General features: G+C 50.1%; 17 protein-coding genes. All 17 read left to right on the top strand.

Features of this window, described 5'->3' with window-relative positions; genetic code table 11:
- The coding region (locus C508_RS18835; RefSeq protein ID WP_018702672.1) for a transposase at positions 1–167 on the top strand (167 nt) is incomplete at its 5' end.
- 128 nt (positions 168–295) lie between these two features.
- Positions 296–1783 carry a leucyl aminopeptidase gene (locus tag C508_RS0114850; protein WP_039797583.1) on the top strand — a complete coding sequence of 496 codons (1488 nt, stop codon included), beginning with the start codon at positions 296–298 and terminating at the stop codon, positions 1781–1783.
- Positions 1780–2607, top strand: coding sequence for a PHP domain-containing protein (locus tag C508_RS0114845; RefSeq protein WP_018704363.1), 828 nt, complete (start codon positions 1780–1782; stop codon positions 2605–2607). The genes C508_RS0114850 and C508_RS0114845 overlap by 4 nt, the downstream gene beginning before the upstream one ends.
- A gap of 76 nt (positions 2608–2683) precedes the next feature.
- Positions 2684–3502, top strand: coding sequence for an Asp23/Gls24 family envelope stress response protein (locus tag C508_RS0114840; protein ID WP_018704362.1), 819 nt, complete (start codon positions 2684–2686; stop codon positions 3500–3502).
- Between the two features lie 29 nt (positions 3503–3531).
- Positions 3532–3894 (top strand): sulfite exporter TauE/SafE family protein, encoded by a 363-nt coding sequence (locus tag C508_RS0114835; RefSeq protein WP_018704361.1) that lies wholly within the window; start codon positions 3532–3534, stop codon positions 3892–3894.
- On the top strand, positions 3894–4259 hold the full coding sequence (locus tag C508_RS0114830; protein WP_018704360.1) for a sulfite exporter TauE/SafE family protein: 366 nt from the start codon (positions 3894–3896) through the stop codon (positions 4257–4259). The genes C508_RS0114835 and C508_RS0114830 overlap by 1 nt, the downstream gene beginning before the upstream one ends.
- Before the next feature lie 143 nt (positions 4260–4402).
- Positions 4403–5707, top strand: a complete 1305-nt coding sequence (miaB, locus tag C508_RS0114820; RefSeq protein ID WP_018704358.1) for a tRNA (N6-isopentenyl adenosine(37)-C2)-methylthiotransferase MiaB — start codon at positions 4403–4405, stop codon at positions 5705–5707.
- Between the two features lie 18 nt (positions 5708–5725).
- Positions 5726–8305 carry a DNA mismatch repair protein MutS gene (gene mutS / locus C508_RS0114815; protein WP_018704357.1) on the top strand — a complete coding sequence of 860 codons (2580 nt, stop codon included), beginning with the start codon at positions 5726–5728 and terminating at the stop codon, positions 8303–8305.
- A 2-nt stretch (positions 8306–8307) separates the two neighbouring features.
- Positions 8308–10269, top strand: coding sequence for a DNA mismatch repair endonuclease MutL (mutL, locus tag C508_RS0114810; RefSeq protein ID WP_018704356.1), 1962 nt, complete (start codon positions 8308–8310; stop codon positions 10267–10269).
- Between the two features lie 19 nt (positions 10270–10288).
- Complete coding sequence (locus C508_RS0114805; RefSeq protein ID WP_018704355.1) at positions 10289–11083, top strand: class I SAM-dependent methyltransferase; 795 nt, start codon at positions 10289–10291, stop codon at positions 11081–11083.
- Positions 11080–12024 (top strand): tRNA (adenosine(37)-N6)-dimethylallyltransferase MiaA, encoded by a 945-nt coding sequence (miaA, locus tag C508_RS0114800; protein ID WP_018704354.1) that lies wholly within the window; start codon positions 11080–11082, stop codon positions 12022–12024. The genes C508_RS0114805 and miaA overlap by 4 nt, the downstream gene beginning before the upstream one ends.
- A gap of 87 nt (positions 12025–12111) precedes the next feature.
- Positions 12112–12381, top strand: coding sequence for an RNA chaperone Hfq (gene hfq, locus C508_RS0114795; protein ID WP_018704353.1), 270 nt, complete (start codon positions 12112–12114; stop codon positions 12379–12381).
- A 47-nt stretch (positions 12382–12428) separates the two neighbouring features.
- On the top strand, positions 12429–14255 hold the full coding sequence (gene hflX, locus C508_RS0114790; RefSeq protein ID WP_018704352.1) for a GTPase HflX: 1827 nt from the start codon (positions 12429–12431) through the stop codon (positions 14253–14255).
- On the top strand, positions 14252–15508 hold the full coding sequence (locus C508_RS0114785; protein WP_018704351.1) for a methionine gamma-lyase family protein: 1257 nt from the start codon (positions 14252–14254) through the stop codon (positions 15506–15508). The genes hflX and C508_RS0114785 overlap by 4 nt, the downstream gene beginning before the upstream one ends.
- A 56-nt stretch (positions 15509–15564) precedes the next feature.
- Entirely contained in the window at positions 15565–16773 is a 1209-nt protein-coding gene (locus tag C508_RS0114780; protein ID WP_018704350.1) for a hypothetical protein, read from the top strand.
- 54 nt (positions 16774–16827) lie between these two features.
- Positions 16828–17634, top strand: coding sequence for a PRC-barrel domain-containing protein (locus tag C508_RS0114775; RefSeq protein WP_018704349.1), 807 nt, complete (start codon positions 16828–16830; stop codon positions 17632–17634).
- A gap of 78 nt (positions 17635–17712) precedes the next feature.
- The gene (locus tag C508_RS18830) at positions 17713–19071 is read left to right on the top strand and encodes a VanW family protein (protein ID WP_018704348.1); all 1359 of its coding nucleotides are present in this window, start codon (positions 17713–17715) and stop codon (positions 19069–19071) included.
- Positions 19072–19116: the final 45 nt, after the last annotated feature.

The following is a 19116-nucleotide window of genomic DNA, read 5'->3' as shown; positions in this document are numbered from 1 at the left end:
AATACAAATTTGGGAATCGACATTTCTGGTCAATTGGATATTATGTGAGTACAGTTGGCCTTAATGAAGCTACAATAAAAAAGTATATAAGAGAACAAGAGAAAGCAGATCAAATGATGGATAAAATTAGTGTAAAAGAGTTAGAAGACCCCTTCAGGGGTAGCTAGTACCAAGTGCAAAGATGGCTTGAACGAAGTGAAAAGCAGCACTTTTAGGTGCCGCTAGTAATCAGCCCTTATAGGGCTGGTGCATGCCGCCCGTTTAACGGGCGGTCATGACTTTTTTAAGAGGTGTAATGACGATGAAAATAGAGTGGCTTGGAAAGAAAACGGTAAAAGGGGCCGCAATTGTTTTGCCGGTCTTTCAAGGAGATACCTTCATGGGAGAAGAAGGGAAGAAAGTAGATGCGCAGTTGCAGGGACGTTTGAGCGCTTGGCTGCAGCAGGGCGTCTGCTGCAATGACAAGGGCGATACGTACCTGCTTCGTTCCTGCCTAGATACTATGCCTGATTTTCTATTGCTGCAATTTGGAAAACGTGAGCAACTGAATGTCCAAGGGGTTCGTTTTTGTTTAGGACAAGCGGTGCGCGCGTTGGAAAAGGCTAAAATATCTCAAAGTGTTATTCTTCTTGATGAACTGGGATTGACGCTCGAAGAGAGCGCTTATGAAGCGGCTTTGGGAGCTATCCTGGGAGGATATCGCTTCGATTGCTATAAGAGTAAAAAGAAAGAACCCGTACTACAGACAGTATTCTTTCAAAGCCAGCGGGCAATAACTCCTTTGTTGGAAAAAACGCTGCAAAGCGCCATTGTAACGGCGGAAGCCGTGCTGCAGGCTAGAAATTGGGTCAATCAGCCGGCGGCGGTTATGACACCGGAAAAAATGGCGGAAGAAGCGCAGCGCTTGGCGACGCTGCATGGCATGGATGTTGATGTTTGGGACGCTAAGCGGATAAAAGCTGCCGGCATGGGGGCGTTGAGCGCAGTGGCGCAGGGAAGTGATGTGCCGCCTAGGCTTATTGTGCTGCGCTATTGCGGCGGTATAAAGGGTAAGCCCTGGGATGCGGCTTTCGTAGGCAAAGGCATTACTTTTGACAGTGGCGGCATCAGCTTAAAGCCGGGCGAGGGCATGCAGGAAATGAAAGACGATATGTCAGGAGCGGCTGCCGTCCTGGCGGCGATGGATGCGATTGCCGCTTTAAAATTGCCAGTGAATCTTTTGGCGGTGCTTCCTTGTACCGAAAATATGCCTTCCGGCAAAGCCCTAAAACCGGGAGATATAGTGACCGCTATGGACGGACAGACGATTGAAGTAATTAACACTGATGCAGAAGGAAGGCTTATTTTGGCGGATGCCGTGGCGTACGCCCGGCACGAGGGAGCGCAGCGCATTATTGACGTAGCGACTCTTACCGGCGCTTGCATGGTGGCTTTAGGGCGAGTGCGCAGCGGTCTTTTGGGAAATGATTCAGCCTGGACTGATTTGATTGTGGCGGCCGGTGAGCGAGCTGGAGAAAAAACTTGGCTGATGCCGCATGATGAAGAATATGCGGAGCTATTGAAAAGCGATATAGCGGATTTGAAAAATACCGGAGGCCGCTATGGCGGTATGATTACAGGCGGCCTTTTTATCGGCGCTTTCGCCAAGGAAACGCCTTGGGCACATTTGGATATTGCCGGTACTGCGACACTACTTAAGACGTCAGGGGCTTGGGTGAAAGGAGGCAGCGGCGCTGGGGTGCTTACGCTGCTGGAAATTGCAAAAAGTTTGGTGCAGCTATGAGTGTAGATCTGCATATCCATACGCTGGCTTCGGATGGACGGTGGACGGCGCTGCAAGTTTATGAAGCGGCTGTCGCTGCTGAATTGAAGATGATTGCCATTACCGACCATGATACTACGCGGGCGTTAGAGGAAGCCGAAGGTTTTGCTTGGCCTTTAGGTTTGCGCTTTGTTCCTGGTATTGAGTTTAGTACGGATATTCCAGGTCATGAGGTGCATGTTTTAGGCTATGGAATGGATTGGCGGCAGTCTTTCTTTCAGGCGGAATTGGCATTGTTGGCGCAAAGCCGTCAAAATAGAGCGGGAGAAATGGTGGACAAGCTAAGAGGACTTGGCTATTCTTTGAAGCTGGAAGATGTAGCGGTTCAGGCGGGCGGCGGTTCTATCGGCAGGCCGCATGTGGCAAGAGCCTTAGTAGCTATGGGCGCTTTTGGTACGGTCGGAGAAGTGTTTCATGCACTTTTGCATAAAAATGGGCCGGCTTATGTGCCGCATCGGCGCCTGAAATATCCAGAGGTGATTGAATTGATTCAAGCGGCAGGCGGTGTGGCGGTGGTGGCGCATCCAGGCTTGGCGGGAGATGACGAGCTTGTGAAAAAAGTATTGGCCGCCGGTGCGGAAGGGCTAGAAGTATTTCACCCGATGCATACAAAACAGCAGCAAGAAAAATATCTTGCCTGGACGCAGGAAGCCAAACTGTTGGCTACAGGAGGGTCTGATTTTCACGCTATTCCCGGACGGTTCCCGGAAATGCTTGGCGTATTTCATGCGCCTGACACGATTGCTTGTTCTTTGCAAAGGGCAATGGAAAAACGCAAAGTGTAAGAGCGGTCTTTCTTGACAAAACGGCAGCATTTCCAGTAAGGTGATAGAAATAGAGATTTTTGAAAGGAGGCATGCTATGGACGTGTTTGCATTCGTTGGACCGAGTGGTACCGGCAAGAGCCATCGGGCCTTGATTGTCGCGCATGAACAAGCGGCAGACGCCTTGATTGACGATGGTTTGTTTATTAAGGACAGTAAAATTATTGCAGGCAAATCGGCTAAAAAGGAGCCTAATAAGATTGGCGCCGTACGGCGGGCGATCTTTACGGATCCGGAGCATGCCGCCGAAGTACGAGAAGCGATTGAGAAAGTTAAACCGCAGCGCATTTTGGTTTTAGGAACCTCCGATGGTATGGTGGAAAAAATTGTTAGAATTCTCAAGCTCCCGCCCATTCAAAAAATTATTCGTATTGAGGAAATTGCTAGTCCGACGGAAATTGCTAAAGCTCGTAAGGCTAGATTACGAGAAGGAAAACATATTATTCCTGTGCCAACAATCGAGTTGAAGCCTCATTTTTCCGGCTATTTGGTGGATTCACTGGAAATTTTCAGCCGACGTTCTTCGGCGGCGCGGCGCAAGCTAGGAGAAAAGTCGATTGTTCGTCCTACTTTCAGCTACTATGGCAAACTCTTAATTGCCGATGACGTTCTGGTCGCAGTGACGCAGAAAGAAGCGTTAGATGCAGCCTTTGTTAGCAAGGTGGGGAAAGTGCAAATTCGCAAAGAAAAAGACAAAGGCGTAAAGATTACGGCGGAATTAGTGGTGCTTTTTGGAACGGTAATTCAGCAGGAATTACCAGCAGTACAACGGCGCATTCGAGAAGCGGTTGAATACACGACAGGCATGACGGTATCTGAAGTTAACCTGGTAGTGCGCAGCTTAAGCATGGATTGATATATCCAAGGAGAGTGAGGTAGGCAGCTATGGAAGGACATGCAGTACGTGTTGTGCTTTACGGAGTGGTAGCTGGAGTGCTGAGCGGTATGCTTGGTATTGGCGGCGGCATTGTATTGGTGCCTGTTATGGTCTCCTTGCTCGGCTTATCGCAGCATGAGGCGCATGCTACCTCCTTGGCGGTGATTGTTCCGACTGCGGCCGCCAGTACGTTTGTCTACGGCTTGTACGGGCAACTGGATTTTTCTATTGCGGCCATGTTGACGGTTGGCAGTGTTATTGGCGCTGCTCTGGGATCACGCTGGATGTCTAAGATACCTGCAGTACAGCTTAAGCGGATGTTTGGCGTATTTTTAGTTCTTGTAGGACTGCGAATGGCGGTGGGCGGCTGATGGAAGCGTTGGCGATTATTGCCTTGGGCGGGGTAGCTGCCGGTATTTTAAGCGGCCTTATGGGCGTTGGCGGCGGTATGATCTTGGTGCCGATGATGGTGTTTCTTATGGGCGTTCCGCAACACACTGCTCAAGGCATCTCTCTTCTTGTCATCATTCCAACGGCTCTGACTGGGTTATGGCGCTTTCATCAGCAAGGAATTGTAAAATATAAGGTGGCGGCGTTGTTGGCCCTTGGCGCTGTTATAGGGGCCTTGGGCAGCTCGGATCTTGTGCAGAGCATTCCGCCCGAGATGCTGCGTCGCTTTTTTGGCGTATTTGTCATTTGTATGGGGCTGCGCATGGCTTTGAATAAAAAGAAGTAAAGCCTATGGACGCTTTCTCGGAGGTTGTAAAAGACTTCCAAGAAAGCGTTTTTTCTTGTAGTGACGCTTTTACAGCGAAGAGATTTGCGGCTATAATAGAAAAGATAGACTTTTAGTATTAATGGGTATGTAAAGGAGTTGCCATGAACGGTTTCTATTGCATTTTGACTTATGGATGCCAAATGAATGAAAATGACTCGGAAAAAATGGCCGGACAGCTGGCTTCGCAAGGATATCTGGCAACAGATAATCTGGAAGAGGCGGACGTAATTGTTATTAATACGTGCTGTGTGCGGGAAAGCGCCGAGAAAAAGATATACGGGAAAATTGGCGAGCTGAAGCGTCACAAGCAGGAACGTCCTCATGTGCGCATTATTATTACAGGCTGCATGGCGCAAAAGGATAAAGAACGCATTTTGCGCAAAGCATCTCATGTAGATCTGGTTATGGGTACGAATATGATTCACCATTTGGCGGCTTGGCTGGGAGAGCAGCGAACTGGCGAGCGATCGGTGCTGGCGGAAGCGGAAACGCAAATTGTTGAAGAAATGCCGGTAGTGCGAAAAAGCGGCGTAGCTGCTTGGGTTCCGATTATGTTTGGATGCAACAATTTTTGCACCTATTGCATTGTTCCTTATGTCCGGGGGCGGGAGCGCAGCCGGGCGCTAAGTGATATTGTGGATGAGGTGCGGAGCCTGGCGGCCGAGGGCTATCAGGAAATTACTCTTCTAGGGCAGAATGTGAATTCCTATGGAAAAGGGACGCCCGATACGTTTGCAGCGCTGTTGCAGGCGTTGGATGACATTCCCGGCTTGCTGCGCATCCGTTATATGACATCGCACCCGCGCGATATGGATGATGCAGTTATTGCGGCTGTAGCAAAAAGCAAACATATTACTACGCATTTTCATCTGCCTATCCAAGCAGGAAACAATGAAATTTTGCGGCAGATGAATCGAGGATATACGCGTGAGGAGTATCTGGAGCTTGTGCGAAAAGTGAGAGCTGCCGTGCCTGACGCGGTTTTAACTACGGATCTGATTGTCGGCTTTCCTGGAGAGACCGAAGCAATGTTTGCTGATACGGTAGCGTTAGTGGAAGAGGTTGGCTTTGACGCTTCTTATACCTTCTTATATTCCAGCCGCTCAGGAACGCCGGCTGCTGAAATGAAAGAACAAGTGCCGCTGGCGGTGAAAAAGGAACGCTTGCAGCGCTTGCTGACTTCGCAGGAAAAAGTGGCGTTAGCGTGCAATGAGAAATTGCTCCATACTTGTCAAGAAATACTGGTAGAGGGACCTAGTAAAACCAATCCTAAACAATGGTGCGGACGGACCCGAGGCAACAAATTGGTACTGTGGCCGTATCAGGAAGGGCAAAAACCGGGAGATTTAATCCAAGTGCGCATTACCAAGGCGCAGACCTGGATTCTTAAAGGGGAATCAGTGTAACCAAAGGGGGAACTGGTTATGGCGACAGCCTATACGCCGATGCTGGAACAATATAGGGACGTGAAAAGCCGTCATTCTCAGGAGATTCTTTTTTTTCGTTTAGGCGATTTTTATGAAATGTTTTTTGAAGATGCGGAGCTGGCTTCACGTGAGTTGGAAATTACCTTGACTTCGCGGGAGGGCGGACAGGGGAAACGCATTCCCATGTGTGGTATTCCCTATCATGCGGCGGAAAACTATTTGGCGCGGCTGGTCCAAAAAGGCTATAAGGTAGCCATCTGCGAGCAGGTTGAGGATCCTAAACAAGTTAAAGGCTTGGTGCGGCGCGAAGTAGTACGCATTGTGACGCCAGGAACTTTTTTAGGAGAAGTGTCCTTGAGCGAAAAAAGCAACCATTATTTAGCGCTTGTCCGAGAAGGAGAAACTGGACGCGTGTATTTGGCGGCGGCGGATTTATCCACAGGAGAATGTTTTTGGAGCGTCATGGACGGCGAAGGAGAAAAACCGCTTTTGTGGGATGCTTTGTATCGTCTGCAGCCTAAAGAGATTATTGTATCCGGGCATTTGAGCTACTGGACGGAACTGGATGAATTTTCGCAGGATCGCTTATACTGTCGTCCGGAACAGCGAGCCTTTGCACCGGAGGCTGGGGCTTTTGTAAAACAGCATTTTGCGCCGACGGAGCAACCAAACGACAAGGAAGCGTTGCAAACAGTCGAACATCTTTTGTGCTACTTGCATGAGACGGTCAAAACCGATTTAGCCCATATCAATCGGTTGGCGGAACAGACGCAGCAGCAATATCTTTTACTAGATGCGTCGACGCTGCGCAATTTGGAGATTACACGCAATCTTCGCGACGGCGGCAGAAAAGCAACGCTCTTGCAGGTGCTCGATTTTACGCGTACCGCTATGGGCGGCAGGTTGTTAAAGCATTGGCTGGAGCAGCCGCTGCGTTATGGAAAAGACATCACAAAACGCCATGAAGCGGTAGAAGAATTAACGGGGGCGCCGCTATTGCGGCAAGCTTTGGTTGAGGCGCTGGAAGGAATTTATGATTTCGAGCGCATAGTCACTCGTGTGGAGCTGGGAACCGCCAATGCGCGGGATCTGGTGTCTTTGTCCCAGTCGCTGGCGCAGCTGCCTGCGCTGCGAATGGTGCTGAACCAGGCGCAGAGTCCTTTGCTGCGCGAGCTATATGCGACATGGGAAAGTCATGCGGAACTGGCTCAAGAAATTGGAGCCGCTTTTGTGGAATCTCCGCCTGTGTCGGTGCGCGAGGGAGGTATGATTCGCAGCGGTTATGATAGCGAGCTGGACGAACTGCGGGAAGTGGCCAGGGACAGCAAATGCTGGGTTGAAGAATTTGAACGTTCGGAAAAGGAAAAGACAGGAATACGTTCCTTGAAGATTGGTTATAACAAGGTCTTTGGGTACTACTTGGAGGTTACTCATGCAAATACCTCAGCGGTACCAGCTTATTTCCAACGCAAACAGACTTTGGCTAATGCCGAGCGATATATTACGCCGGAATTAAAGGAGTTCGAGACTAAAATCCTGGGCGCCCAGGAGAGGATTGTGCAACTGGAATACCACCTGTTCTGCCGCTTGCGCGATCGGGTGAAAGAAGAGCTTTGCGCTTTGCAAGCTACAGCGCGGCGCGTGGCGGTGCTGGATGTGTTGCATAGCTTTGCCGATGCGGCTGTGCGCCATCAATACGTGCGTCCCCGCCTTGAAGAAAATGGCAGTATTCAGATTCAGGACGGTCGCCATCCTGTTGTTGAGCGGCTGCTGAAGGGCGAATTGTTTGTGCCTAACGATACGCAGCTTTTTCCGGGTGTGGAAGACGTTATGGTTATTACAGGGCCCAATATGGCAGGGAAATCTACGTATATGCGCCAAGTGGCGTTGTTGGTGCTTATGGCGCAGGCAGGCAGCTTTCTGCCTGTACGCAGCGCGGTTATTTCACCGGTAGACCGTATTTTTACCCGTGTCGGCGCTAGTGATGATTTGGCAACCGGCCAAAGCACCTTTATGATGGAAATGAATGAAGTAGCCGCCATTGTACGGCACGCCACGAAAAACAGCTTGGTTATTTTGGATGAAATCGGCCGGGGAACCAGCACTTTTGACGGTATGAGCATTGCTAGGGCGGTAGTAGAATACATCAAAAAGCAGATTGGCTGTAAAACGCTCTTCGCTACGCACTATCATGAATTGACAGAATTGGAGAACGCTTGGAGCGGCATTCGCAACTACTCCGTTGCGGTGCGGGAAAAAGGGAATAATGTTGTTTTTCTGCGACGCATTGTGCCGGGAGGCGCTGATAAGAGCTACGGCATCCATGTTGCGCAGTTGGCTGGGTTGCCGTCAAAAGTTATTCAGCGCGCCAAAGAGGTGCTGGCCGAACTGGAGACTTGCAGCGCCAGGGAAGCAGCAACGCCAGTCGTGAAAAAGGCCGAGCCATCTCTTACTTTGTTCGGAAGCGCTTTAACAGAAGAACTGTTAGGGCTGGATGTAATGAGCCTGACGCCCATTGAGGCGCTGAATACGCTGTTTCGCTTGCAAAATCAGGCGAAGGAAGAAATGGGGCGCTAGGGATGGAAAATATTGTACAGGTATTAGACGCGCATACAGCAAACCAGATAGCCGCAGGCGAAGTGGTAGAAAGGCCGGCGTCTGTAGTTAAGGAACTGGTAGAAAACGCAATTGACGCCGCTAGCCGCAATATAGAGGTGGAGATTGCAGGCGGAGGTTGTGAAAGCATTCGTATCAGCGATGACGGTTGGGGCATGAGCGCTAAAGATGCGCAGACGGCCATGCTGCGTCATGCTACCAGTAAAATACGCAGTGCTGATGATTTATACCATATCGCCAGTTTGGGATTTCGTGGCGAAGCGTTGCCGAGTATTGCCTCGGTGTCCCGTTTTACCTTGACTACGAGAAGGCAAGAAGACGCTTTGGCGACGCAAATTGTCATGGAAGGAAGCCAAACGCTGGAAGTGACGGAAGCGGGCGGCGGCGTGGGTACCACTATTTTGGTACGGGATATTTTCTTTAATCTCCCGGCGCGCCTCAAATTTTTGAAAAAACCGGCTACTGAAAGCGCCCAAATCCACGATATTATAACGCGCCTTGCCTTATCGCACCCGGAAGTGGCTTTTCGCCTAATTAATAACCAACGTTTGGTTCTTAGCACAAATGGCAGCGGGCGATTGGAAGATGTAATTGCTTCTCTGTACGGCAAGGAGGCTGGCGCAGGGCTCTTGGAGCTGAACCACGCTCAGGAGGGAATTAGCCTTTGGGGATTTTTAGGACAGCCTACTCTTTTGCGCAGCAGTCGGCAGTGGCAAACTTTTTTGGTTAATGGCAGGGTGGTGCAGAGCCGCGCCTTGAGCAAGGCTTTGGATAACGCCTATCATTCGGTGCTGCCGAAAACAGGTTTTCCTTTGGCGGTTATTCGTATTGACGTGCCGGCGGAAGATATTGATGTCAATGTGCACCCCCAAAAAAGCGAAGTGAAGTTCAAAAACGAGCAGGATGTTTTTCGCTCCGTTTATAAGGCAGTCACTGTTTGTTTAACTAGGCCGGCCGCAGAGCAGCTGCGCCAAGCGGCGCCGGTTGTTGCGCCTCGGCCTAAAGAAGAAATTCAATCTTTTGATTTTCAAAATCTTCCAGTTGCGACGACGGCACAGACTGCGAAAGAGAGACCGGCGCAGCCAGCGCCTTTGCCGGAGCCATATCGTCCTATTTTTAAGCCTCTTGCAGAACGGCAGCGTCCGGTTGCAGCGGCAGAAAGTATCCCTGTCTATGAGGCGCCTGCTGAGACGGTCACGGCGGCGCCTTGTGAAAAAATAGAACCAGAAATGAAGTCCGAACCGACAAGAACAGAGATTTTCCAGGCTGTGGACGCGACGATGATGGACGAAGACTGCCAAACGGAAAGCAGGGCTCCTTTGGCTCAGGCAACAATCTCGAACGAAACCGAGGCGGCCGAGCCGTTGCAGGTTTTAGGGCAGGTCTTGTCGTGCTATATTGTTGCCAAAGACAAAGAACAACTGTATCTGGTGGATCAGCATGCGGCGCATGAACGCATTCTTTATGATAAATTTGTAGGGGAAGCGGCGGCTATGCCAGGGCAGACCTTATTGGTACCTGTTTATCTTGAGGTGGATGAAAAAGAAGAATTTCTATTGGAACAGCATGGGGAGGCGTTGGCGTCGCTGGGGTTTCGATTAGAGATGGCCGGCCCAGGAACGGCGAGGCTCTTGGAGCTTCCTGCCGATTTGACAGGTACTTCTCCAGAGACGATGCTGCGGGAGCTATTGGTGCGTTTAGACGAAATGCAGCAGCCGACAGCGGCGCAACTGCGGCATATGGTGTTTGAGACGGCGGCTTGTCATGCGGCCATCCGAGCCGGCGAGGAGTTGAATCAACGGCAGATGGAGCGTCTATTAGAGCAATTGGCGCAAACGACGCTGCCTTATAGCTGCCCGCACGGACGTCCTGTGATGGTGCGTTTTGGCGAGGCCGAGCTGATGCGTTGGTTTAAAAGAACGTAAAGAGAGCTGTTAGTAAAGCATGATGGATGAATTGCGAGTGACGACGGCGCGAAATGCAGGGACATTTTTGGTAGGGGAAGCCAAGAAGTTTGCCGAACGCTGGGGTGGGAAGTATGTTGTCCGGGGAGAATTATCGCTGGAAAAGCTGCGCCAACAAGAAGGCGTAGAAAAATTGGTGATTTTTTCCGTTGACGGTCCTGTCATTGAGGGGATTGGCTGGCGCTACTTTTACCATCCCAGTATGGCGGCCTTGCGTGCGTTGCAGTGGGAAAGAAACGGTCAGGACCCGCTGGTGCAGGCTTTAGAGTTGCAGCCGGGGGAAACCGTGCTGGATGGAACCCTTGGTTTGGGGGCGGATGCCGTTTTGATGAGTCTTGCCGTAGGAGAAGCCGGGAAAATTTTAGGCGTGGAAAAATCTCCTTGGGTGGCTATGATTACCTCACATGGTTTGGCGCATGCCGTAGGGTTGACTCCGGTTCTTGAAGCGGCTATGCGGAGGGTTGAAGCTCAGTACGGTGATACGCTGAACGTCTTAAAAGACATGTCCGCCGGAGCGGTAGATGCAGTGTATTTAGACCCGATGTTTCGCTATTCTGTGCAAGGAAGCTCCAATATGCAGCCCTTGCACCAGATTGCCGATCGGCGGCCTTTGAGGCGGGAACTTTTGCAAGAAGCTTGCCGGGTGGCGCGACGCCGGGTGGTAGTCAAGGAAGCGGTGCATAGTCCGGAATGGGAACGTCTGGGCATCCAAGAGTTTTCCGGCGGTCGCTATAGTCGCGTGCGTTATGGGATTTTGAAGGGAGCCGGTATATGAAAGAACGCTTGCTGGTGGTGTTGGGGCCAACGGCTGTAGGCAAGACCGACTTGGCGGTAGAATTGGCTCTGCGCCATGACGGCGAAGTGGTTTCCGGCGATTCTATGCTTGTGTACCGTGGCATGGATATTGGTACGGCTAAGCCTTCGCAGGAGGAGCGCCGGGGGATTCCGCACCATTTGATTGATATTTTAGAACCCAATGAGCCTTATGATGCCGTGCGCTTTGGCGAACAGGCCGAGGCAGTGATCAAGGATATCCAAGCCCGAGGACGGCTGCCGGTATTGGCTGGGGGCACGGGGCTTTACGTGCAGGCTTTTTTGGAAGGCTATGTTTTTAGTGAAGTGGACGAAGACGCTCCTTTCCGTGAGGAGATGGAAGCGTTGGCGCATAAAGAAGGAAATGAGGCTGTGCACAGACTGCTGCAAAAGGCGGACCCGCTCAGCGCGGCTAAGCTGCATCCCAATAATTTGCGCCGTGTCATTCGGGCGCTGGAGGTGGCGCGTCAAGGCGGGGAAACACTGAGCCTTGGCAAAAAAGCAGGCCTTGCAAGTTCCTGGCTGGAGCAGTCGTTGGTTGTGGGGCTGACTATGGAGCGAAGCGCATTATATCGGCGCATTGATCAACGAGTGGAGCGCATGGCGGCTGCGGGGCTGGAAACAGAAGTAAAGAGTCTCTTGGCAGCGCAGGTGGAGACAACCTGCCAGTCAATGCAAGGTATTGGCTATAAGGAAATGGTTGCTCACTTGCAAGGACAGTATTCTTTTGAGGAAACGGTGGCAATCATACAAAAAAATACGCGTCATTTTGCGAAAAGGCAGTTTACCTGGTTTAAGCGTATGCCCTATGTGCAATGGTTTGATGTAGGCCAAGACGGCTGGAGAGAAGATGTATTTTCTCTGGTCCGGCATTGGGAGAAAACAGGAAGTTCTTGCACGTAGAGCGAATTACTATATGTTATAGAACCGTTGCTGCGCCGGAAGTGCAGTTGCAGCAGCGTTTCGGTAGAGAGAAAAGGGGGAGTTGCAATGCTTGCAAAGCCGATGAACCTGCAAGACAGTTTTCTAAATCAGGTGCGTAAGGAAAATAATCCCGTGACCATTTATTTGGTCAATGGTTTTCAATTAAGAGGCCTTGTTAAAGGATTTGACAATTTTACCGTTATTTTAGACAGCGATGGAAAACAGCAGTTAGTTTATAAGCATGCTATTTCCACGATTACTCCATTTCGTGCTTTTCAGCATGGGTTTGTGGAAAAACAGAGGGAGACGACAGGAAACGCGAATGCTATAGAATAGCAGTGCTTTCATAAGCGTCTTTTAACCGGAAGGGATGGTGGGAAGACGTGGCCAAGGTATTGGGAGACATCCAAGGAGTTCGTAAGTCGCTGCTGGCGCAGCTCGAAGAGTTATATGAGATGACAATACCGTCCGATCAGATACTCAGCAGTGAAATGGCGCAGGAAATGTTGCGCCTTAGTCAATTGCTGAATCGCGAGGTAGCCGTTTATTGCAATCGTCGAGGTCGGGTCGTGGCGGTGGCATTGGGGGATTCCTATACAGTAGATTTGCCGGAGGTGCGCGGGCGCCGAGGTCAACAACGGCTTTCCGGCATTCGGTGTATTCATACGCATCCGGGCGGTGATTGCCGCCTTAGTGCGGCTGATGTCAGTTCGTTGCGGGACTTGCGTTTTGATGTGATGGTTTCCTTGGCTGCGCCACAGCCGGAAACCGCGCTTTGCATGATCGCTTTTTTAACGGGCGACGATGAATGGCAGGAAGAAGGTCCATTTTCCGTCTCGCAGTTAACGACTTTGCCTTTTTCACGCTGGATTCTCCAGTTAGAGCGTCTTTTAGCCCAACAAACCGTTTCCGGGCATGCCATGGAGGAAGCTGAAACGGCTTTGCTGGTTGGCTTGGAAACCGGAACGAATAATTGGGATCTGGACTCTTCCTTGCAAGAGTTGGCGCAGTTGGCGGAAACAGCCGGCGTAGAGGTAAAGGGCGTTATACGGCAAAAAAGGGATCGTCCGGATGTGGCCTTGTTTATCGGACAGGGAAAAGTCAAAGAATTGGCGCTGCTGCGACAGCAGATGGATGCGAATGTCATTATTTTTGATGATGAACTGACGCCTGTTCAACAACGCAATTTGGAGTTAGCTTTAGGCGTAAAAATCATTGATCGCACAGCGCTTATTTTGGATATCTTCGCTCAACGGGCGCATTCTAGAGAGGGCAAGCTGCAAGTAGAACTAGCTCAGATGCGGTATCGCCTGCCTAGACTCAGCGGCAAGGGGATCGAATTGTCTCGCTTAGGAGGCGGTATTGGTACGCGCGGACCTGGTGAGACGAAGCTGGAAGTGGACCGGCGGCGGGTAAGAACGCGCATCAGCGATATTGAAAGAGAATTGACGCTGGTTTTGCAGCAACGCCAGCAACAGCGTCAACGCCGTAAGGATAACGAAGTGCCGCTGATTGCTTTAGTAGGGTACACTAATGCAGGAAAATCGACGTTATTGAACGCGCTCACAGATGCAGGGGTGTTGGCGGAGGATAAGTTGTTTGCTACTTTGGATCCGACGACGCGCAGTGTAACGCTGCCTAATGGTGAGACAGTTCTTTTTTCCGATACCGTCGGTTTTATTCAAAAACTGCCTCATCAGCTTGTTGCAGCCTTTCGCGCTACCCTAGAAGAAGTTGTAGAAGCTGATTTATTGCTTCATGTGGTGGATGCCAGTCATTCGCAGCGAGAAGCGCAGGAACAAGCTGTTTACGAGGTACTAAAGGAATTAAAGGCTACAGAAAAACCTATGCTGCTTGTTTTTAACAAAGCGGATCGTATGGAAGCAGGAGAACCTGCTGTGGTCGAACGGCTCTTGCGGCGTGGCGATGCTTTTTTGGTTTCGGCGTTGCGCAAAACAGGACTAGAGGAGCTGCTCCTGGCCGTAGCCGCCAAAGTAAAACGCCGCAGTGTGCGGCGCGAGCTGTGCCTGCCGTATGAGCAGAGCGGTCTGTTGCATAAACTGCATGAGGATGGCAAAGTTACTGCCTGCGAATATGCCCCGGAAGGTATTCGGGTGCAGGCGGAGATTCCTTTATGGGCGGAGTCGTTTTGGAGTCAATATTGTATTGTGCAAGGAACAGTGGATGAGAGTGAGGAACAGGTAGATTGAATCGATTTAGTACTAAAATTCAAGCGGCGAAAGAAAAGGCGCTGCAGCAGATGGCGGCAATGGCCAAAGAAGTGGATCAGATCGCTGAAACCAATACGTTAAGAGTATTGGACGCTTTTCGCCGCCATCGAGTTTCGGATTATCACTTTCGGGCGACAAGCGGTTATGCCTATAACGATGCCGGGCGGGAAACGCTGGAAGAGACTTGGGCGACGCTATGCGGCACAGAAGCGGCGCTGGTGCGAACGCAGTTTGTTTCCGGCACGCATGCCTTGGCTACGGCCTTATTCGGTGTTTTGCGTCCTGGAGACGAGTTGGTTTCTTTGACAGGGGCGCCCTACGATACGATGCAAAGCGTTATTGGTCATGAAAGAGAAGTTCCCGGTTCCTTGAAGGAATTTGGCGTGTCCTATCGGGAAATGCCCATGTCCGCTAACGGCATTGACGTGGAGCATCTATCAGATTATGTGAATTCAAAAACAAAAATGGTGCTGATTCAACGTTCGCGGGGCTATAGCCTTCGGGCGACATTGACGGTGGCTGAAATTGCCGCTGCTTGCTCGGCGGTCAAGGCTATTGCTCCGGACTGCGTCTGCTTTGTTGATAATTGCTACGGCGAATTTGTGGAAGTACAGGAGCCGACAGCGGTTGGAGCTGATATTATGGCAGGCTCGTTGATTAAAAATCCTGGCGGCGGGTTGGCGCCGACAGGCGGCTACATTGCAGGCCGACGGGATTTAGTGGAGCTGGCTGCTTTTCGCTTGACTGCGCCGGGGATCGGGGCGGAGTTGGGAGCTTCTTTGGGAGGAAATCGTTTGTTGTATCAGGGCTTGTTTATAGCGCCTCATACAACGGCTCAGGCGGTAAAAGGCGCTATTTTTGCTGCAGCCTTGTTTGAAAATTTAGGTTATAATACATTGCCGCATTGGTCGATGCAACGAGGTGATATTATTCAGGCGATTACGTTGGGAACGCCGGAAAGAGTAGTTGCCTTCTGTCAGGGGATTCAAAAATATTCTCCTGTTGATGCGCACGTACGGCCGGAGCCAAGCGGTATGCCGGGGTATGAGGATGCTGTGATTATGGCGGCGGGAACCTTTGTACAAGGGGCTTCCATCGAACTGAGCGCCGATGCGCCGATGCGCGAACCCTATGCTGTTTATCTCCAAGGCGGTCTTACTTTTGAGCATGCAGTTTTGGCTTGTATGGGCGCTGCACAAGAATTGGAAGATAAAGGTCTTTCTTTTTCTTAAAAAAAGAAAGGAAATTTACTGATTGTGTAGAATAGGCAAATAGAAAGATCCATTTTATGATAGCGGTGGTTGATGTGGCTTTTTTTCTTATTATTTTATTTGTTGTGCTGCTCCTGGCTTGCTTGGTAGCTTTGCTGAGCCGAAAGTTTCCTCAATGGCAGCTTTCTTGGAGAATTGTATTGTTTTGTGCCGGCTGTGCAATTTTATTGGCTGCGGTATTGCCGCGGCTTTTATTGAGTTGGGCTAATCTGGAAATGACAGTTGCCGTTTTGTTTATCTGTGCGGTTGGCGGCGCTTGGGCGGCTGCTAAATTGCCTGAGTGTATGCCGGTCATGTCGCCAGCGGTTGCTTCCCCGGCTATGGCGGAAGCGTCGATATTGCCTATTGCGTCGGTTGGCGAAAAACAGCAAGAAGACTCTCAACTTGCGCAAGTCCGTGAGGACGACAAGCAAGAAAAGCCTTTGAGTAAGAAGGAAGAAAGACAAAGAAAATCGCTTGCGACAAAGAAAAACAAGGCATCCAAGGTAGTAAACAAGGAAACTGTTGCAGTTGAAAGCGTAAAAGCGAACACGGTTGGCGAGAAGCCTTTGCCAGCTAAACCTAAGAAACCAGCGCTGATCTCGAAAAAGAGCGTTGAAGCGGTGGAATCTCAGACTATAGGGACATCGCTTGAGCCTGTGATGATCAAGATGCCTGAGACGGAGCCTGAGAAACCTGCAGCAACAGGAGACGTGACAGAATCAGTAGCGGCGGATTCCGTTGTTGTTTCTGAAGACCTGCCAGCAGCCGTTGTGCCCGAGGCAGAAGCAAGTGAAGAGAGTTCTTCGCAGGAAACGGTGGAGTCTTTCAAGAAAACAGAAGAAATCCCGACAACATTTGTTAATGTTGACGCTTGTTTGGAGGAAGCGTGGCGTTTTCGCGAAGCCGGTTCCTGGAAAACAGCGCAGCAGGTTCTGCAAGCAGGGATTGCTCAGTTTGCTGACGATGAAGAATTGCCCTTTTTGCTGATTGAAGAAGGGGCATTGCTGAAACGTTATGGATGTTGGGATGAAGCCATTGCAGCGCTAGAAACAGCGCTTGCTTTACCTCAAGTAAAGAGCCAGCCTGTTTGGCAAAAAGACATTCAACAAACGTTAGGATATTTGCAAATTTTCCTTGGCGTATTACGCCAGCTTAAACTAGAGGCGGTTGCGCCGGAAGCCATACCGGCTTCCGTATTGGAGAGGGTAGAAGCCGTTTATCAACAATGGCGCAGCCGGCAATAAATTACAGGGGATTCCATTTTTTATGTTTATACATATGCGGGAGGGGTTTCATTTATGAAAAAAAGCACAGAAATTTTAAGCTTGCCTGTATTTAGCATTCGCGAGGGTGAGGAACTGGGAACGATCAAGGCGTTTATCATTAATGCTGCAGCCAAATCCGTAGAAGCGTTTTTGATTGACGACGGCAAATGGTATTTGGGGGCGAAACTGCTTCCAGCTAAAGCGGTAGCCGGTCTTGGCGAATTTGCTGTTACTGTCGAATCCAGCGATAATGTAGTAGGAGTCGCTGATTTTCCGGACATTGAGCCATTGCTGGTAGCCAATACCTCAGTGATTGGGACTAAAGTAGTTACCACGGCTGGCCGTATTTTAGGGCGGGTTACCGATTTCATGGTTGAAAATGACGGGAAAATTGCAGTATGCGAGTATACCGTAGATAACGGTGATAGCCAACAGGTATTACTGGAGAATATTATCACTTTGGGTAAAGATGTACTGTTTATTCGAGACGCCTCGGAAGAGCAGGCTTCTCCGGCAGTTGAGGAAGTTCCGGCCTCTGTGGCGGAAACTCCGGTTGTGACTCCTGTTGCCGCTCCGGCCCCTGTAGTGGAGGAGCCCAAAGTAGAAGAGACAAAACCAGCAGAAGAAAAACCGGCGGAAGCCGCTCCGGAAGTGGATGCGTATTCGCGTAAGATTGAAGAAAAAACTCGCAAGTTTCTTTTAGGAAAGAAAGCAAGCCGCCGTATTGAGACTGACAATGGCGTTCTCGTTGTGGATGAAGGCGGGGAAATTACAGAAGAAGTTCTGCAAAAGGCCAAGTTGGCAGGTAAATATGTAGAACTGTCGATGAATGTACAATAAGCTGGCTTGGGACCGGGCTTTCGCTTAGGCGGGAGCCCGGTCTTTTGAAGCACAGGCAAAGGAGGACGGAATGGTTTCGTGAAGCGATGGCAGCGAGTCAGTTTATCGTTAGTATTAATTCTTTCCTTTACTTTGGCTAGTTTGGCCGTTGCTGGCACGGCCGTGTATTTTCGTGACGGTATTTCCCATGGAGTGACATTAGGTTCGCTGGATTTAGGCGGTTTAACCGAGGAGGCGGCAGTAGCTGCGATTGAAGAAGATGCTCGCAGTAGACTGGCTCATCAGACAATCCGCTTTATTTACGGCGACCAGCAATGGGAAAGTACTACGGATGAGTTAAACATACATGCTGATGCAGCGGCGTTGGCGCATGAAGCCTACATGATCGGACGTACAGGACCGGTTTGGCTGCAATTGCAGGAGTGGTATATGGCGACGCAAAAAGGCCGTCAGATTGCTTATCGTCTTGCGTATGAGCCAGTTAAGGTCAAAGCGTTGCTGGATAAAATCGTTCATGAGGTAGAGCGTCCATCCCGTAAAGCACATATTAATTACCAACAGGGGCAGGTACAGATTGTACCGGAAATCATAGGGCAGCATTTGGAACGAACGGAGTTGGAAACAACATGGCAGGCCGCGATGGCTGATTTTCAGTCGTTGCAGATTTCTTTGCCTGTAAAGGATGATGTGCCGGAAATACGGGCTGAGGATCTTAGCGGGATTAATCGTCTTTTGGGTTCGTATTCCAGTTATTTCAATGCCTATGACAACAACCGGTCTAAAAATGTTTATTTGGCCTCGCGTAGTATTGATGATACGCTGGTGCGAGCTGGCAGTGTGTTTTCCTTTAATTCGCAAGTAGGTAAGCGGACGCAGGAAAATGGCTATAAGGAAGCCCCTGTATTTATCAATGGGAAGTTAGTGCCGGATTGGGGCGGCGGAGTTTGCCAAGTGAGCAGCACCTTGTATAATGCTGTTTTATTGGCAGATTTGGAGATTGTGGAACGGACTTCTCACTATAGTCCTCCTGGGTACGTGCCGCTTGGACAGGATGCAACCGTGGCGGATGATCAATTGGATTTTCAATTTACCAATACCAGCCGACACAATCTTTATATTTCCAGTAAAATTGAAGGGAATCGCCTGACTGTGCAAGTATTTGGCAGCGCAGATGATCCGGTTGAAGTTCGTATTGTACCAGTGGATAAACAGGTAATCCCGGCGCCGGTCGTAGTGAAACCAGATGCTAATTTGGAGGCTGGCCGCCAAATTGTAGAAGAACGAGGCGAAAGCGGCTATCGAATAAAAATTGAAAAAATTCGGTTGCATCAAGGCGTAGAAATCAGTCGAGAGATTATTTCTTCGGATGATTTTCCTCCTTCTGAACGTATTATCCGCGTAGGTACAAAAGCAGCGACAGAGAAAAAGAACAATTAAAGCGTAGACCTCAAAAAGAGGTTTACGCTTTTTATTTTTTTTCTC

The sequence above is a fragment of the Anaeromusa acidaminophila DSM 3853 genome (assembly GCF_000374545.1).
GTDB classification, from domain to species: domain Bacteria; phylum Bacillota; class Negativicutes; order Anaeromusales; family Anaeromusaceae; genus Anaeromusa; species Anaeromusa acidaminophila.
This window is presented reverse-complemented; position numbering and strand designations above follow the sequence as displayed.

Coding starts and splice junctions, on each gene's coding strand:
- C508_RS0114850 (WP_039797583.1), top strand. CDS start 296: ATGACGATGAAAATAGAGTGGCTTGGAAAGAAAACGGTAAAAGGGGCC.
- C508_RS0114845 (WP_018704363.1), top strand. CDS start 1,780: ATGAGTGTAGATCTGCATATCCATACGCTGGCTTCGGATGGACGGTGG.
- C508_RS0114840 (WP_018704362.1), top strand. CDS start 2,684: ATGGACGTGTTTGCATTCGTTGGACCGAGTGGTACCGGCAAGAGCCAT.
- C508_RS0114835 (WP_018704361.1), top strand. CDS start 3,532: ATGGAAGGACATGCAGTACGTGTTGTGCTTTACGGAGTGGTAGCTGGA.
- C508_RS0114830 (WP_018704360.1), top strand. CDS start 3,894: ATGGAAGCGTTGGCGATTATTGCCTTGGGCGGGGTAGCTGCCGGTATT.
- miaB (WP_018704358.1), top strand. CDS start 4,403: ATGAACGGTTTCTATTGCATTTTGACTTATGGATGCCAAATGAATGAA.
- mutS (WP_018704357.1), top strand. CDS start 5,726: ATGGCGACAGCCTATACGCCGATGCTGGAACAATATAGGGACGTGAAA.
- mutL (WP_018704356.1), top strand. CDS start 8,308: ATGGAAAATATTGTACAGGTATTAGACGCGCATACAGCAAACCAGATA.
- C508_RS0114805 (WP_018704355.1), top strand. CDS start 10,289: ATGATGGATGAATTGCGAGTGACGACGGCGCGAAATGCAGGGACATTT.
- miaA (WP_018704354.1), top strand. CDS start 11,080: ATGAAAGAACGCTTGCTGGTGGTGTTGGGGCCAACGGCTGTAGGCAAG.
- hfq (WP_018704353.1), top strand. CDS start 12,112: ATGCTTGCAAAGCCGATGAACCTGCAAGACAGTTTTCTAAATCAGGTG.
- C508_RS0114780 (WP_018704350.1), top strand. CDS start 15,565: ATGATAGCGGTGGTTGATGTGGCTTTTTTTCTTATTATTTTATTTGTT.
- C508_RS0114775 (WP_018704349.1), top strand. CDS start 16,828: ATGAAAAAAAGCACAGAAATTTTAAGCTTGCCTGTATTTAGCATTCGC.